Source organism: Pinibacter soli, assembly GCF_029961145.1.
Taxonomy (GTDB): Bacteria; Bacteroidota; Bacteroidia; order Chitinophagales; family Chitinophagaceae; genus Pinibacter; species Pinibacter soli.
The window spans coordinates 724,196-739,423 of the sequence record NZ_JASBRG010000001.1; the positions used below are offsets into that span (position 1 = coordinate 724,196).

General features: G+C 40.4%; 12 protein-coding genes. 5 read left to right on the forward strand and 7 right to left on the reverse strand.

The features are described from left to right. Nucleotides 1-44 precede the first annotated feature (44 nt). Nucleotides 45-200, reverse strand: coding sequence for a hypothetical protein (locus tag QJ048_RS02915; RefSeq protein WP_282332831.1), 156 nt, complete (start codon nucleotides 198-200; stop codon nucleotides 45-47). A 19-nt stretch (nucleotides 201-219) separates the two neighbouring features. Between QJ048_RS02915 and QJ048_RS02920 the strand changes: the two genes are divergently transcribed. The 3 genes from QJ048_RS02920 (at nucleotide 220) to QJ048_RS02930 (ending at nucleotide 5,920) form a co-directional block, all read left to right on the forward strand. Beyond that, nucleotides 220-1,521: an aminotransferase class V-fold PLP-dependent enzyme gene (locus QJ048_RS02920; RefSeq protein WP_282332832.1), complete on the forward strand. Its 1,302-nt coding sequence runs from the start codon at nucleotides 220-222 to the stop codon at nucleotides 1,519-1,521. A gap of 188 nt (nucleotides 1,522-1,709) precedes the next feature. Then, nucleotides 1,710-3,494 carry an AMP-dependent synthetase/ligase gene (locus QJ048_RS02925; protein WP_282332833.1) on the forward strand — a complete coding sequence of 595 codons (1,785 nt, stop codon included), beginning with the start codon at nucleotides 1,710-1,712 and terminating at the stop codon, nucleotides 3,492-3,494. A gap of 479 nt (nucleotides 3,495-3,973) precedes the next feature. Beyond that, the gene (locus QJ048_RS02930) at nucleotides 3,974-5,920 is read left to right on the forward strand and encodes a tetratricopeptide repeat-containing sensor histidine kinase (RefSeq protein WP_282332834.1); all 1,947 of its coding nucleotides are present in this window, start codon (nucleotides 3,974-3,976) and stop codon (nucleotides 5,918-5,920) included. A 105-nt stretch (nucleotides 5,921-6,025) separates the two neighbouring features. Here the strand turns inward: QJ048_RS02930 and QJ048_RS02935 are convergent, their stop codons facing one another. The 6 genes from QJ048_RS02935 to QJ048_RS02960 form a co-directional block, all read right to left on the reverse strand. Continuing rightward, nucleotides 6,026-6,616 (reverse strand): carboxymuconolactone decarboxylase family protein, encoded by a 591-nt coding sequence (locus QJ048_RS02935; protein ID WP_282332835.1) that lies wholly within the window; start codon nucleotides 6,614-6,616, stop codon nucleotides 6,026-6,028. A gap of 151 nt (nucleotides 6,617-6,767) precedes the next feature. Further along, nucleotides 6,768-7,322, reverse strand: a complete 555-nt coding sequence (locus tag QJ048_RS02940) for a peroxiredoxin (RefSeq protein ID WP_217791422.1) — start codon at nucleotides 7,320-7,322, stop codon at nucleotides 6,768-6,770. 279 nt (nucleotides 7,323-7,601) lie between these two features. Beyond that, nucleotides 7,602-8,906 carry a carbohydrate porin gene (locus QJ048_RS02945; RefSeq protein WP_282332836.1) on the reverse strand — a complete coding sequence of 435 codons (1,305 nt, stop codon included), beginning with the start codon at nucleotides 8,904-8,906 and terminating at the stop codon, nucleotides 7,602-7,604. A 328-nt stretch (nucleotides 8,907-9,234) separates the two neighbouring features. Beyond that, on the reverse strand, nucleotides 9,235-10,455 hold the full coding sequence (locus QJ048_RS02950; protein WP_282332837.1) for a glycoside hydrolase family 10-like protein: 1,221 nt from the start codon (nucleotides 10,453-10,455) through the stop codon (nucleotides 9,235-9,237). Nucleotides 10,456-10,476: 21 nt separating this feature from the next. Continuing rightward, nucleotides 10,477-10,938, reverse strand: a complete 462-nt coding sequence (locus tag QJ048_RS02955) for a MarR family winged helix-turn-helix transcriptional regulator (RefSeq protein ID WP_282332838.1) — start codon at nucleotides 10,936-10,938, stop codon at nucleotides 10,477-10,479. 336 nt (nucleotides 10,939-11,274) lie between these two features. Next, nucleotides 11,275-12,303 (reverse strand): radical SAM/SPASM domain-containing protein, encoded by a 1,029-nt coding sequence (locus QJ048_RS02960; protein ID WP_282332839.1) that lies wholly within the window; start codon nucleotides 12,301-12,303, stop codon nucleotides 11,275-11,277. Between the two features lie 206 nt (nucleotides 12,304-12,509). On the opposite strand from QJ048_RS02960, the gene QJ048_RS02965 reads away from it, so the two are divergent. Together QJ048_RS02965 and QJ048_RS02970 are read left to right on the forward strand one after the other, a co-directional pair. Next, complete coding sequence (locus QJ048_RS02965) at nucleotides 12,510-13,274, forward strand: glycoside hydrolase family 25 protein (protein ID WP_282332840.1); 765 nt, start codon at nucleotides 12,510-12,512, stop codon at nucleotides 13,272-13,274. 254 nt (nucleotides 13,275-13,528) lie between these two features. Next, complete coding sequence (locus QJ048_RS02970; protein WP_282332841.1) at nucleotides 13,529-15,205, forward strand: DUF1800 domain-containing protein; 1,677 nt, start codon at nucleotides 13,529-13,531, stop codon at nucleotides 15,203-15,205. Nucleotides 15,206-15,228 lie beyond the last annotated feature (23 nt).

A 15,228-nucleotide genomic window follows, 5' to 3' on the forward strand; every position in this document is an offset into this window, starting at 1 on the left:
TTCTGTTGCCACTATTAATGATATCGCTGAAAGCTACAGAATAACTATCCGAAGCCGGAAGCTTCGAAGAGCCAAACACCAAGTAACCACATTGCAAAACTCATCTTAATTGTTTTCTTTTGTATCGGACTTATTTCAACGATTGTTTTGCGCTTCCAGCCTGGAAATGCTTCACTATGTATTGTATTCAAATCTTTCATTACCGCTAAATCTCTCTTTATGCAACGCAGAAGTTTTCTAAAGGATGCCGGATTGTTGCTTACAGGCGCATCCATTTTACCCAAAATATCTCATGCCGAATCTTTAGATAATACGCCTTTCAAAGTTGATTCATGGGCCGCAGTGCGCCAGCAATTTCTACTACAGACAGATTACATTCACATGGCGTTAATGTTGCTTGCTTCACATCCAAAACCTGTAAGAGATGCTATCGACTATCACCGTAAAATGCTAGACGCGAATCCGTGTGGATACTGGGAAAGCCAGTACCCAACTATGGAGGACAGCATCGCACAATCTGCCGGCAAATTTTTTGATGTCGATCCAAAAGAAATTGCTTTAACCGATAGTACTACCATGGGCCTTGCTATGTTGTACAACGGATTTCGTCTTACAGAAAATGATGAAGTGCTAACAACTGTACATGATCATTACTCTACAGAAAAATCACTAGAATTTGCAGCTGCAAAAAGCAATACAACCATAAGAAGGATCACACTATATGAAGATCCCGCAAAAGCAAGTGTTGATGAGATTGTAACAGCACTTACAAACGGCATTACAACGAAAACAAAACTGGTTGCCGTTACCTGGGTACATTCATGCACGGGTGTAAAGCTGCCCATTAAGGTAATGACAGACGCAGTGAGAGCAGTGAGCGCAAAACAAGGAAGAAGAATTTATTTTGCTGTGGATGGAGTACATGCAACAGGTATTGAAAACTTTAGTATAAAAGATCTCGGCTGTGATTTTTTTGTTGCCAGTACACACAAATGGATCTTTGGGCCACGTGGCACTGGCATTCTATGGGCGAAGAAAGATACATGGAACCAGCTTTCACCAACCATTCCAGCGTTTTCAAATTATGCATATGGCATGTGGCTGGGAATGGTGCCGGACGGAAAAATCCCATTTGGCGATTGGTGCACACCGGGAGGTTTTCATTCTTTTGAACACAGATGGGCGCTGCCAAAGGCATTTGAATTTCATACACAAATTGGTAGAGATAAAATTGAGTCACGCAGTCATGAACTAAGTACGTTACTGAAAAATAATTTGATGGAGATGAAAAACATAACGCTGCATACGCCAGCCTCTCCTTCTCTGTCCGCAGCAATCAATTGCTTTGAAGTGGCCGGCTTTAAAAATCCCGATACAGTTGTAGCAAAACTGCACGTTAAAAAAATAATTGCAAGCTCTTCTCCATATCGGGTGAGTTACGTAAGATTAACGCCGTGCATTCTCAATTCTGAGGAAGAAGTGCAGACTTGTTTAAAGGCTTTGCAAACACTTAACGCATAATTGAAAATTGAAAGTTGAAAATGGAAAATGGAAAATGGAGGGATTTTAAAATTTGTTCATCTTCAACCTTGGAGCAGCATTTTCAATTTTCAACTTTCAACTTTCAATTAAATTCAAATTTTCCATTAAAAAGATTTGATTAAATTGAGGCTGTAAACAAAGCGGAAGATTAAGTTTAACGATTGACTATGATTACAAATCCAACGAGACTTTTTGATTGTGTGCAGTATCATTTGGAAAGGAGCCCTATAGAAGATATGCTTGCTGCAAAAGAAAATGGACAGTGGAAAAAATATAGCACGCAGGAAGTAAAAAATATTACAGAAGAGTTAAGTGGCGGCTTGTTCAACCTTGGTATCAGCGGCAATGACATGACTATCGAGAATCGAGATAAAGTTGTCATTCTATCTAAAAACCGTCCGGAGTGGATTATGCTTGATTTGGCTGTCCAGCAAAACGGAGCTGTTCTGGTTCCTGTTTACCCAACCATTAATGTGCATGAGCTTGAATTTATTTTGAATGATTCACAAATAAAAATGGCCTTTGTTAATGACGAAGAAACCTACACAAAAATATTCAGCATCAAGCATAAGGTACCTAGTCTGCAATACATTTTTAGCTTTGAGCACGTTCCCAATGCAGCACACTGGAAAGAAGTTTTTCAAAAGTCTACACCAGGGGCTATTGAAAAAGTAAAGGCAATTGCTGCGACAATTAAGTACGAAGACCTCGCAACCATCATTTATACTTCAGGAACAACGGGCACGCCGAAAGGAGTAATGCTTTCTCACAAAAATATTCTCAGCAATGTGCAAAGCAGCATGCCTTGTTTTCCGCCGGGTAATAGATTCAGAGCATTGAGCTTTTTACCGCTCAATCACATTTTTGAAAGAATGGTTAGCTACATTTATATGTTTAAAGGTGCTTCCATTTACTACGCCGAAAGCCTTGATACCATTGGTGAAAATTTACAGGAAGTAAAGCCAACCTTGTTCACCACCGTGCCGCGTTTACTTGAAAAAGTATACGAACGCATCATGCAAAAAGGCGCTGACCTGACTGGCATTAAAAAGAAATTATTTTTCTGGGCGCATGGACTTGCCACCAAATTTGAGATCAATCAAAACCAGGGCATGTGGTACAACATGCAACTGGCTATTGCAAACAAAGTCATTTTCAGCAAGTGGCGCGAAGGCCTCGGTAATCATTTGCAATGTATTGTAACAGGCGGCGCGGCTTGCCAGGTGCGGCTTATCAGAATTTTTACTGCGGCAGGCATCCCGATCATGGAAGGGTACGGTCTTACTGAAACATCACCGGTAATCAGCGTAAACAGATTTGACGAAGAAGGCAGAAAGTTTGGCACCACAGGTCCGTTGATTGATCAGGTGCAGGCAAAATTTGCTGAAGATGGAGAACTGCTCGTAAAAGGAGATAACATTATGATGGGCTACTATAAACGCCCGGATCTTACTGCTGATGAAATTACCGATGGTTGGTTCCACACCGGAGATATCGGTACAATGGTAGATGGGAAATTTTTGAAAATAACTGATCGCAAAAAAGAACTATTCAAAACAAGCGGCGGCAAATATGTTGCTCCATTGCCTATCGAAAACAAATTGAAAGAGTCGATGCTCATTGAACAGGTGATGGTGATAGGATCGGAAAGGAAATTCGTTTCTGCCGTTATTGTTCCTTCTTTCTCAAATTTGAAAGAGTGGTGCAAGAAGCAGAACATTCCATTTACCAGCAATGAAGAAATCATTAAAGACCCTCGTGTGATCACTTTTTATAAAGAGATCATCAACGAGTATAATAAGTTTTTCAATCATGTGGAGCAGGTGAAAAAATTTGAGTTACTGGCAAATGACTGGTCGGTGAACTCTGGTGAGCTTACGCCTAAATTGAGTTTGAAAAGAAAAGTGGTTATGGAAAAATACAGACCGGTAATTGAAGCGATGTACGCATAATTGTACCACAAATAAATTGCGCACAAAACCGGCTCCGTTTAATTGTGGAGCCGGTTTTGCTTTTTTTGCACAAACCACAAAGTACTTCCTCATCGTTTTTAATATCCCATTATTAACTGAATTTCACTTATTACAACTGATTGATATGACACATCTTATAATAAGCGGCGGTTAAAATGCAAAATACCGGAAGAAAAATTTTCTGGTTGCCGACTGATCATTGAAAAAAATTGAGTAGAAACCACTATATTGCCGAAATGAAGGCTCATTAACTGCAGAGGAATTACCTTATCCACTGCGTAGCTAACGATTAGACACCATCGATGCTTACAACCAAAACTATATGAAAGGTTTATTTTTTGTAATTACAAAATGATGGAACCAGTTTAACCAAATGGCCTATGCGTTGCCCCTATATTAAACGAGAATTTTTATTAATCACGTGCCTGCAATTGCTGCTGACATTGTTTTGTTCAAACTTGTTTGCGCAAAACAAAAGCAACGCACAATTTGCTGCAGATACTGTTGCAATTCAAAAGCTGTGGAACGAAAGCCACGATATAAGAAATTCCCAACCTGAAAGATCGCTTGCACTTTTAAATGAGGCCTTGCAAAAAAGCAAGGAAATCAACTATGGCAATGGCATTGTTAATACACTCATAAACATCGGCGCCTGGTTTTCAGGAGCCAACATCGACACCGTTATTGAACAGGGAAATCTTGCGCTCACTCTCTATGCAAGATACAATCTTTCTAACCCAAAACTTAAGGCAGACATACACATTCTTCTCGCCGAAGCGTACGATGAAAAAGGCAAAAAAGATTCATCTGCTTATTTCTATTATCTCTTAAATGATGAAATAACAAGCGGCAATATCAATTCGCCAGAGTTTGAAATTGATATTTACATTAAACTCACAGCCTTCTGGCTAAACATGGATTACGATTTCGCGCACATGGAGTACACTGCTCACCAGTATGTTGAAAAAGCAAAGCTTGCAGTCAGGCGTGTCCAGGACACTACGAATGTTATTGCGAACTTGTACTTTTTGCAAGGGCTGTATTACTACGCTGCCAAACAATATGAAATGTCGCGCAACTACTTCAAGCAATATCTTGTAACGCAGGATAAGGTCATCAGTATTCCGCGAAAAATTTCTACGTTGCTAAACATTTCTGAAGCGTATCTTATTGAAAACAAACCTGCAGAAGCGCTGGAGTATTTGAATCGGGTAACCGATATGGATAAGAATCCCAAATACCACGAGTCGTACGCGTTCTATTTGATCATTGCCAATCTTATAAAGGCTAAAGCCTTATTTCAGCAAAACAAGTATGCCCAAACAATAACGCTTGTTAATGAAAACCTCAAGCGGGCTGAAGAAACGGGTAGTCCTATAAGAAACGAAATTATCGACGCCCATAAAATAGTGTCTGAATCTTACAAAGCATTGGGAGAATATGAAAAGGCATATCAGCATGCAGACCTTTACCTGGCATTGCACGACAGTATAATGAAAAAAGACAAGTTGGATATGGTGAACCAGCTTGAGATAAGATATCGCCTTTCCGAAAAGGATAAAGAATTGGCTAAGCAAAAACTCGCTATTGAAGAAACCAGGAATAAGGTGCACAAAAGAAACCTTTTATTGGGATGCATAAGCATCGCGGCCATATTTCTAACCGTTATGTTTTTCCTGTGGAGAAAAAACAGTTTACATAAACAGAAATTGCAGGAGGAAAAGATTAACAGCTTTGATCAGCAAATGGAGATCACAAGACTTAACGCCACCATTAATGGAGAAGAAAGAGAACGTATCAGAATTGCCCAGGAGCTGCATGATGGCATCGGCGGACTACTTGCTATTTCAACCATTAACTTCGAACAGGTTAAAAGCGATCTTTATCTTGAAAATGAAAATAATTTTTCAGAAGGATTAAAGCTGCTGAAAGAAGCATCCGTTGAATTACGCAAAACGGCGCATAACATTATGCCTGAAATACTTTTACAGAAAGGCCTGGTAGAAGCTGCTAAGTCTTTCTGCGAAAGAATGGCAGGAAACAACTCAATCAATATTTCGTTCCAGACAGTTGGTTCTATAAAAAAATTCAATAAGGAATTTGAGTTGCTTTTATATCGCATTACACAAGAACTTCTTCATAACATTCTAAAGCACTCCAAGGCTACGGAAGCGCTGGTACAATTTTGTTTTCAGGAAGAAGGTTTGGACCTTACTGTTGAAGACAATGGTATTGGTATGCCTGCTGAAAGACGCTCATCGTCCGGAGGAATGGGGCTGCAAAGCATTCAGGATAGGATAAAGGCGATCAACGGCCACATGGAAATTAAAAGCACGCCTGATCAAGGCACAGGCATTTACATTGAGTTCCTGAGGAAGGACGCGTTCATTGAAGTTATTTCATAAAGCCGTGCTTCGTGAAGACAAAAACCACGGCACTCCGCTTTGATAAAATAATAAGCCGGCCGCGTGGCAACCGGCTATTGTTTTCTCTCATGTTCACTATTCAAATTACATCAAAACCACAAGGCTTTTTATAACCGCAGAAAGTCTTACAGCATCATGAATACGTTGCTTAGCCGTACCATGCGCAATCAATGTTTTTTCATGAGATGTTACACACAACTCACAACCATTCAAAGCACTAACAGCAAGGCTCAGCAATTCGAAAAATTCTTTTCCTAAAATTGGATTTGCCATGATGCTCATGCGAATGCCGGCTTGTGCATTGCTGTAAAATTCATCGTGCATAAAGTGACGAAAACGATAATACACATTGTTTGCGGTAAGCAAACTTGTGCAGCTTATTGTTTCTGCAACTTCTTTTTCGTTTGCGCCTTCTGCTTTTGCAAATACTGTAAATGCATTTTGAAGGAGTACATTTTTCTCATTCATTGCAACTGCCAATGCCAGTAAATAAGCTTCTTTTTTTGAAAGCGTTTCTGCAGCTAATGCATTTGTAACATTTATTTTAAGATCGCGCAGATACTTGCTATCAGTCGATGCGAGCAATTTCAGATTATCACTCACATGCTCTTCGCTAAGGCCAAGATCTTTCAAAAGCGCAACTGCATTATCTGTTGTATTTGTAGTTCCAAACATATTTCCCGATTTTAAGAACATAAAAGCATCAGCACATTGCTGCACCGACAACTAAAAATTATTTTGAACAAGAATCGTTGTAGTTGGTATGAAAGTATACCGGAGAGAGGACGAAAAAAGTCCGGTTGTTTGCCGGACTTTTTTATATTTTTTAAGCGTTTAAAGTAGCTTCACCTTTTTGCCAGTTACAAGGGCAAAGTTCGTCTGTTTGCAGAGCATCCAATACACGTAATACTTCTTTTACATTACGGCCAACACTCAGGTCGTACATAGAAACCCAACGTACAATACCTTGAGGGTCTACAACGAAAGTAGCGCGGTAAGCGATCTTTTCGTTTGGTTCAAGAATACCCAATTCTTCAGCAAGAGATTTTGAGGTATCTGCCAACATTGGGAACTGCAAGCCTTTCAAATCTTCGTGATCTCTTCTCCATGCAACGTGAACAAACTCGCTGTCTGTAGAAGCACCAATCAGGATTGCATCGCGGTCTGCGAAGTCTTGATAATGTTTGTTGAATTCAGCGATTTCTGTAGGGCACACAAAAGTGAAATCTTTTGGCCACCAGAACATCACCATCCATTTGCCGCTGTTCTTGATTTCTTCAGAAGAAATGTCGTAAAACTCTTTCCCTTTTTCTATTGATACTACTGCCTTTTTGTTGAACTCTGGAAACTCTGCTCCAATTGATAATACTTTGTTGCTCATATTCGTGTTTAATTATTGTTCTTAAATGAGGCGCGAAAGTAGGGAAGAATGACCATAGAAGAAGTTGATTTTTTCTATGATGATATAGATGATGTCTATAATGCATAAAGCCAATGGCACACAGATGATGCTGATTAGACTGACTTACACAGATTAGTTGGCATGCGGATGACACGGATTAGACGGATTTACACGGATACATTACCACAATAGCAGAAATAACTGAACGCTTGAAAAAATCAGCGTAAATCAGTCTAATCAGCGTCATCTGCGTGCTCCCTAAAACTCCACGTGGAACCTTGCAGATAAAATACTCACGGGACCGCGGTCCTTATTGTAGCCAGGGTTTAACACAAACTGGTAATCGCCCGAAAACCAGATGGGATATTGTTTGAAGGGTTTTACTTTATAATAGACCTCAGTAACATTTTCAACAGCATAGTTTATGGTTCCATCACCAAGTATAAAACCATTTCCCCCGAGCTTAAGATATTCACGGTGATCTTTTGACAAACCACCTAATGTTGTGGCAATGCCAAGCTCGTCATCTTCACGTTTCCATTTTGCACCATCAATCAAAATACCGGCAGATAAGTTCTGGTCGATCTCGGTAAAGCACCATGTTTCATTTTTGCCATCGTTCCAACCTGCACGAGCAAACAAGCCTGTGTATTTGCCAATTTGCTGACTAAAGTTTACACCAAATCCATATTTAGTTCTGCCGAATTCTCTTGTAGCGGTGATATCAGGTTCCACCATTTTAATTGCCGAGTCGTAATTACCCATGTTGGCTCTGTTACGAAATGCAAGCAACTTAACACTTCCGGGACGGTTGTTGATGGAAAACCCTCTTTCGATTTGTGCATTCAGGGAAAGCGCTTCGGATAGATTGGTATTTAATTTACTTCCGTTAGCTGTCGTTGGAAGTGCTGCTGCACCAGCTTTAAATGCCCAATCGCCTAATTGCAACATTGCAGAAACGCTGTAAGTATAACCGCGAACATCAGCCGCATAATCCCAGGCGCCATTATTCATAAATGCCCAGTTTAGGAACTGTGTCCTTGGTGCATTGCTGTAATCATTGTTGTCAAATATATCGCCAAGACAGAATTTTCCTGCAAGTACGCGAATGAAGTTTTTTGGCTCCTTTCCGCGAAGCTGGTTCGCTGCATCGTCTACATCTTCATATCCGCCTTTTAGTGCAAATGTTTGTTGTAAATAAGCGCGGCCCAAAAATAAAGTTGGTTCAGGGTTACCTACCCGAAAGGTTTCACCATTTGAAGAAGCACCCATACCAACGGCACCAGTTAAACCGCTACCACCCACAATTTCCGGGTTTATGAAAATAGCAGCGCCTTTCCACAATCTTGCACCAAGATATAATGTTGCTGAAAGTGAATTTTGCTTTTCTTCTTCTCCGGTCAAGCTGTTTGTGCCGCTATACGGAGATTGGAAAGAGGGTTTGTACTGATATATGTAGGTTGTCTGGAAATGAAAATTAATTCGTTGAGTGCTGTCTTTTGTGGTTTGAGCCTGCGCAAAAATTCCGCCGAGCAAAGCCAATACGATCGCCAAAAATCTCATCCTGTTCGTTTTCCGCAAATCTACAGAGTGGAAATTAAGAGAAAGAAAATTTGGGGAATTATAAAATACACAATGATGCAAAAAAGTGAGCGCACAGATGACGCTGATTTACCTGATTTACGCTGTTTAGTTAGCATACGGATGACGCGGATTTCTTTGATTTGAGATTTGAAGTTGATATAAGCAGAATGCTCGCAATATCGGACTTCATTTTTTCCGTGCGATTAATTTCAGCTTGACTGTACAAGCAAAAAAAATCCGTGTTAATCCGTCTAATCCTTGTCGTCCGTGTGCCTATCTGCGCAAATCAGCGTCATCTGCGTGTTCACTACTTGATCCAGTCCATTGTTGGCAGCGGTGCCGGATCTTTAAAGTAATTCAATCGCAAACTATCGCTCCAGCCGTTTGGATTGTTTACAAATGATTTGCTTGAGAAGAAGATCATGCCTTGAATATTTGGCGTATTGCGAAGCATTTCTATTTGTCGTGGTAATTGTGTTTTGTCCTTCCAGGCGGCGTTTGAGTTGGCTCTGTATACACCCAACCCGATGTAGCAATGCTTACCGTAAGTGTGTTTGCTCCACCAATCCAGCAATACGGTATAATCGGCTACTTTGAAACCAATCTCCCAATATAACTGTGGCGCCACATAGTCGATCCAACCTTCTTTTAACCACAGCAAAATATCTGCATAGAGATCGTCGTAGTTTGTTTGACCGGCTTTTGTTTGGCTACCTTCGGGGTCTTTGTCTTTATTTCTCCAAACACCAAACGGGCTTATACCAAAAACACAGGCGCCATTGGCTTCTTTGATGGCTTTATTCAGACTTACAATAATGGAGTCAACATTGGATCTGCGCCAGTCATCTTTTGACATGCCATTACCATATTTTGCATAACTCGTATTATCGGGAAATTCTTTTCCAGCAATCCTGTATGGATAAAAATAGTCGTCGAAATGGATACCGTCTACGGCATAACGACTCACAACATCGCGAATAACTCCTGTAACAAATTCTTGTACGTCTTTATTGCCCGGATCAAAATAGCGTTTGTCGCCATAGCTAAGAAACCACTCCGGATGTATTTTGGTGATATGTGTTGCAGCAATAGAAGATTTGCCGATTAAAAACTCTGCTCTGTAAGGGTTGCACCATGCATGAAAGGCCATTCCGCGCTTGTGCGTTTCAGCAATCATGAACTGCAACGGATCATAGTAAGGAACTGGCGGTTTGCCTTGCGTACCTGTTAGCCATTGGCTCCAGGGTTCGAAAGATGAAGGATAAAATGCATCCGCAGAAGGTCTTATTTGTACAACGACAGCATTAAGGCCGTTGCGCTTATGCATTTCCAGTAAATCAATAAATTGCTGACGCTGATTTTCTACATTGTATTCGCCTTTGTTTGGCCAATCAATATTGTCAACCGTTGCGATCCATGCAGCTCTGAACTCAGGTTTCGCCTGCTGTGCAACCGATTTGGATAGAGGAGCTAACTGAAAAAAACACAATAATCCTATAATAAGCCTTTGGGCAGTTTTCATCATCATATGGGTAAAGAAGTTAATAATCTATTCCGCGTTGCATCCACCTCTCACTTTGTCTAAAAGTGTATTCAAGATTTTTGCTTCCTCTTCAGACAGACGGCTAAATAAGCCATCCATTTCATCCTGGTATTTATCAAGTTCTGATAGCAGCTCAAGTCCTTTTGGAGTAATGGTAACATCCACAAGCCTACGGTCATTTTCGCAAGTCACTTTTTTAACAAGATCTTTTGCAATCAGGCGATCTACGATTCGGCTTGTATCACTCATTTTATCAAGCATGCGCTGCCTGATCTGCAATGTAGAAAGGGGCCCGCACTGGCCGCGCAGAATACGTAAAATGTTAAATTGCTGAGAAGTGATATCTTCTTTCTCCAATATTTTCTTAACTTTTTCCATGAACCAATTGTACGTATAAATAAGATTTATAGCAGACTTTTGGTACTCACTTCTAAAAGTGGTTTGATATATATCATGTTCGATACCCATAACAATAAAAATGTTCAGTTGCTAAAATAAAAAAGTTTAGACAAGTTTACAATCGTGAATTAATGTCGTTTCTTTAAGCAGGTGCTCCCTGAGTGAGATTGCTTCGACACATTTCCGTATATACCAGCCCAGATTGCTTTGCTTTACAACCTTCTTTCTCTTCAGGGTCTCGCAATGACGATGCAAACTTTTTGCGTTTTACCATACAAATAGTTATTGCAAATCCAAGAGTTACAGGTTCATTGCGAGCCTCTTGAAATTATGTATGCTCAATAACAAAGATACAAATCGCACCGGGGCAAACGAGGCGAAGCAATCTCATTGCTAGAGATGACCTCAACTCCACACTGTTGTTCCTTCGCTGCAATTGGCACAAATATCAATGTTTTTGCGGCTTTGCAGGATATCCCTTCTGAATTTTACGTATTCATCACTTTGCCAGACCTCTTTAAAACTCTTATCTTTTAAGCTCCCCAATTTATGAGTTGCGTCTTTATCAAAACAGCACGGAACCACCAGTCCATCCCAACTTATCACAGTAGCGTGCCACAAACGCCAGCAGTGATTTTCAAGCTTGTTCTTGAATTGGACCACGCCTTCTTCGTTCTTTTTGTAGCGACTATATTTTTCGATTGTTGGTATTAACTGATGTGGATCATTTTCATAATCATACACCTGCGCTGTTTTTAGCCATACATCATCCACGCCAATCTTTTCGGCCAATGCTTTGACCTCTTCTATCTGGTGCTCATTTTGCTTTACAACCAAAAACTGAAAGATCACGAATGGCTTTTTACTGTTCAATTCTTTTTTCCACTTCACAATATTCTCTGCGCCTTTGATCACTTTTTCCAACTTACCGCCTACTCTATATTGCTGATACACATCTTGCGTTGTGCCGTCAATGGAGATGATCAGCCTGTCAAGCCCGCTTTCCACGGTCCTTTTGGCATTCTCATCTGTCAGGTAATGAGCATTGGTAGAAGTTGCTGTATATATCTTTTTCTTCGTGGCATATTTTACCATTTCAAGAAAATCCGGATTCAGGTATGGTTCGCCTTGAAAGTAAAACACCAAATAAAAAAGATCCTTGTAAAGCTGATCAATGGTTTGTTTGAAAAAATCATTCTTCAACATTCCTGTTGGTCTCGTAAAAGCTCTCAGGCCGCTCGGGCATTCAGGGCAGCGAAGATTGCATGATGTAGTGGGCTCAAAGGAAATGGAAACGGGATAACCCCATTGTATTGGTTTTTTCGTCCACTTGCTTACATAATAACTGCTCAAAACTTTAATTCCGTTCCATGCACGTCGTGGTGTCATCCGGGATAAAAGATTTAAACTATCGCTCCAATTGAATTGACCCATAGTTTGCAAAGTTACGGCTATATTAATAACTGAATAATTGAATAACTGATTAACTGAATAGCTGAAGTTTTCAGTTCGCCAAACTCCAGTTATTCAATCATTGCGCTATTTAACTATTGAATGTTCGAATACCGAAGCGTATAATCAACTATCAACCATTCAGTTAATCAGTTACTCAGTTATTCAGTTATTACTTATTTTTGCGCATGGCCCAGACCAAGAAATCGAAAGTTACCTCAAGATCCCTTCTATCCTTATTGATCTTAGCCGTATTGGGGGTGTTAGCCTGGTGGCTTTACAACAGAAACGTTCCCAAGTTTGCCCGTTATCCTGAGTTTGGCATCGACATTCCTTACAATTTCTCGATTCATGGCATTGACGTTTCCAAATACCAAAAAGATATCGACTGGGCCGAGGTAAAAGCCATGAATGTCGACAACATACAAATAGGTTTCACTTTTATTAAGGCAACTGAAGGTTTGGGAAATGTGGATGGCTATTTTAAGCAGAATTGGCACGATGCGAAAAAAGCCGAGGTCGTAAGAGGTGCCTATCATTTCTTCTATGCAACGAAAAGCGGCAAGATACAAGCGGAAAACTTTATCAATACGGTACAACTTGAAACCGGCGACCTTCCTCCTGTATTAGACGTAGAGCAAGCATACGGTGTGAGTGTCGACAAAGTAAAGCAACGCGTAAAAGAATTCCTTGACACAATACATGAATATTATGGTGTAATGCCCATCATTTACACCAATGTTGACTTTTATAATCAATATCTTAAAAACGATTTCGACGACTATCCTTTATGGGTGGCGCATTATCTGCAAAAAGACAAGCCCCGCATTACCCGCGAATGGACTTTTTGGCAACACAGCGAAAGCGGACACATAAATGGCATTGCCAACCGCGTAGATTTCAATGTTTTCAATGGCGATTCGTCTGAGTTTATGAAGTTATTGATTGAATAGTGACTGAATAACTGAGTATCCGAATAACTGAGTATCCGAATGTCGAAGGGTATAATTAAATAACAACCCTTCAGTTATTCGATTACTCAGTTATTCAGTCAGGCCTCCTCACATTAACCAAAAATTAATTTTTATTTCGTTAAACTTTCCCCCTCAATCCCTTTCTTAGCATATTGTAGCCCATTTGCCTATCCATTACAGGCAGTAACAATATTTGGCACCGCCGGTAATTTCATTTTATACAACATCGTCCTATGTCCATTACCAGAAGAGACATTTTCAAAAGTTTTTTGCCCAAAAAAGATTCCATTAAGTGGCAGGAAGTTTCCTTTCCGGATATTGCGAGCGGATTGGAAACCTACAAAAAGCCGTGGGATGAAAGCGCGGTGCGGCATTTGCTTCGCAGAACACAATTTGGCGCTCCCGTTGCAGAAGTAGAATATTTTAAAAAGCATTCGGCAAAAAAAGCGGTAAAAGAACTCCTCGACACAACTGTCAATAATCCCGCGCCTCCGGTAAACAATTACAATGATGACAAGGTAACAGATGAGCAGGTTCCCCTTGGACAAACGTGGGTTAATGCCACCAACAATAGCGGTATGCTAACGGGTAGACGCATACGATCTTTCAAAAGCTGGTGGACGATGCAGATGATAACGCAGAACCGCAGCATACATGAAAAAATGGTGCTTTTCTGGCACAATCATTTCGCTACGCAAACGGAAACAATCAGGCATCCACAGTTCATTTATCAACATAATTTGCTTTTGCGCAAATATGCGTTGGGCAATTTTAAAGAGATGACGAAAGCGATTACGACGGATCCCGCGATGCTTCGATATCTTAATGGCGCCCTCAATACAAAAAAAGCACCGGACGAAAATTACGGACGGGAATTACAGGAACTCTTCACAATTGGTAAAGGGCCGGGATCGCACTATACAGAGGCTGATGTAAAGGCCGCTGCCCGTGTACTTACAGGTTATAAGATCAGGCCTCTAATGCAGGATTCAGCGTTTGATCCACTAAGACATGACGACGGCGACAAACAATTTTCTGCGTTTTATGGAAACACCGTTATCAAGGGACGAAGCGGCAAAGATGGACAACAAGAAGTTGATGATCTAATGAACATGATCTTCGATCAGCCGGAAGTCGCAAAGTTCATTTGCAGAAAACTATATGTGTTTTTTGTTTACAGCAACATCACTCCCGCTGTTGAACAGCATATTATTTCGCCATTGGCAGATATTTTTAGAAAACACAACTATGAAATAAAGCCGGTGCTTGAAAAGTTGCTTACTAGTAAACATTTCTTTGACGTTGCCAACCGGGGAGCAATTATTAAAAGTCCAGTTGAATTTATCGTAAACCTTTGCAGAGAATACAATGTTTCTTTTCCCGCAGAAGCAAATTATATGAGCCGTTATGATGCGTTCGAGTTTATGTTTTTGCGAAGCGCATACATGCAGCAAAATATTGGAGATCCGCCGAATGTTGCGGGTTGGCAGGCATATTATGAAAGTCCCGCATTTTATAAGCTGTGGGTAAATTCAGACACGCTGCCAAAAAGAAATCAGTTTAGCGATAGAATGGTATTGTTTGGGTACAGAACAAAATCGCAGGGAGATTTTGTGGGCATTGATCTGATTGCCTTTGCAAAATCATTGCAATCACCCGAGAATCCTGATATGCTGATACAAGGCTCTGTGCAATATTTACTTGGTACCAATCTTCCAAACGATCAGCAGCAGTTCATTAAAACATCTATTCTGCTTTCCAACTTACAGGATATGGCAGATCATTATTGGACGAATATTTGGACAAGCTATATTCAAAATCCAACGAAAGAAAACAAAACAATCGTTGAAACTAAACTCAGACAGCTGTACAAATATTTAATGGACCTGCCCGAATATCAACTTTGTTAAACCAACCTGTGAACCAAAAAACA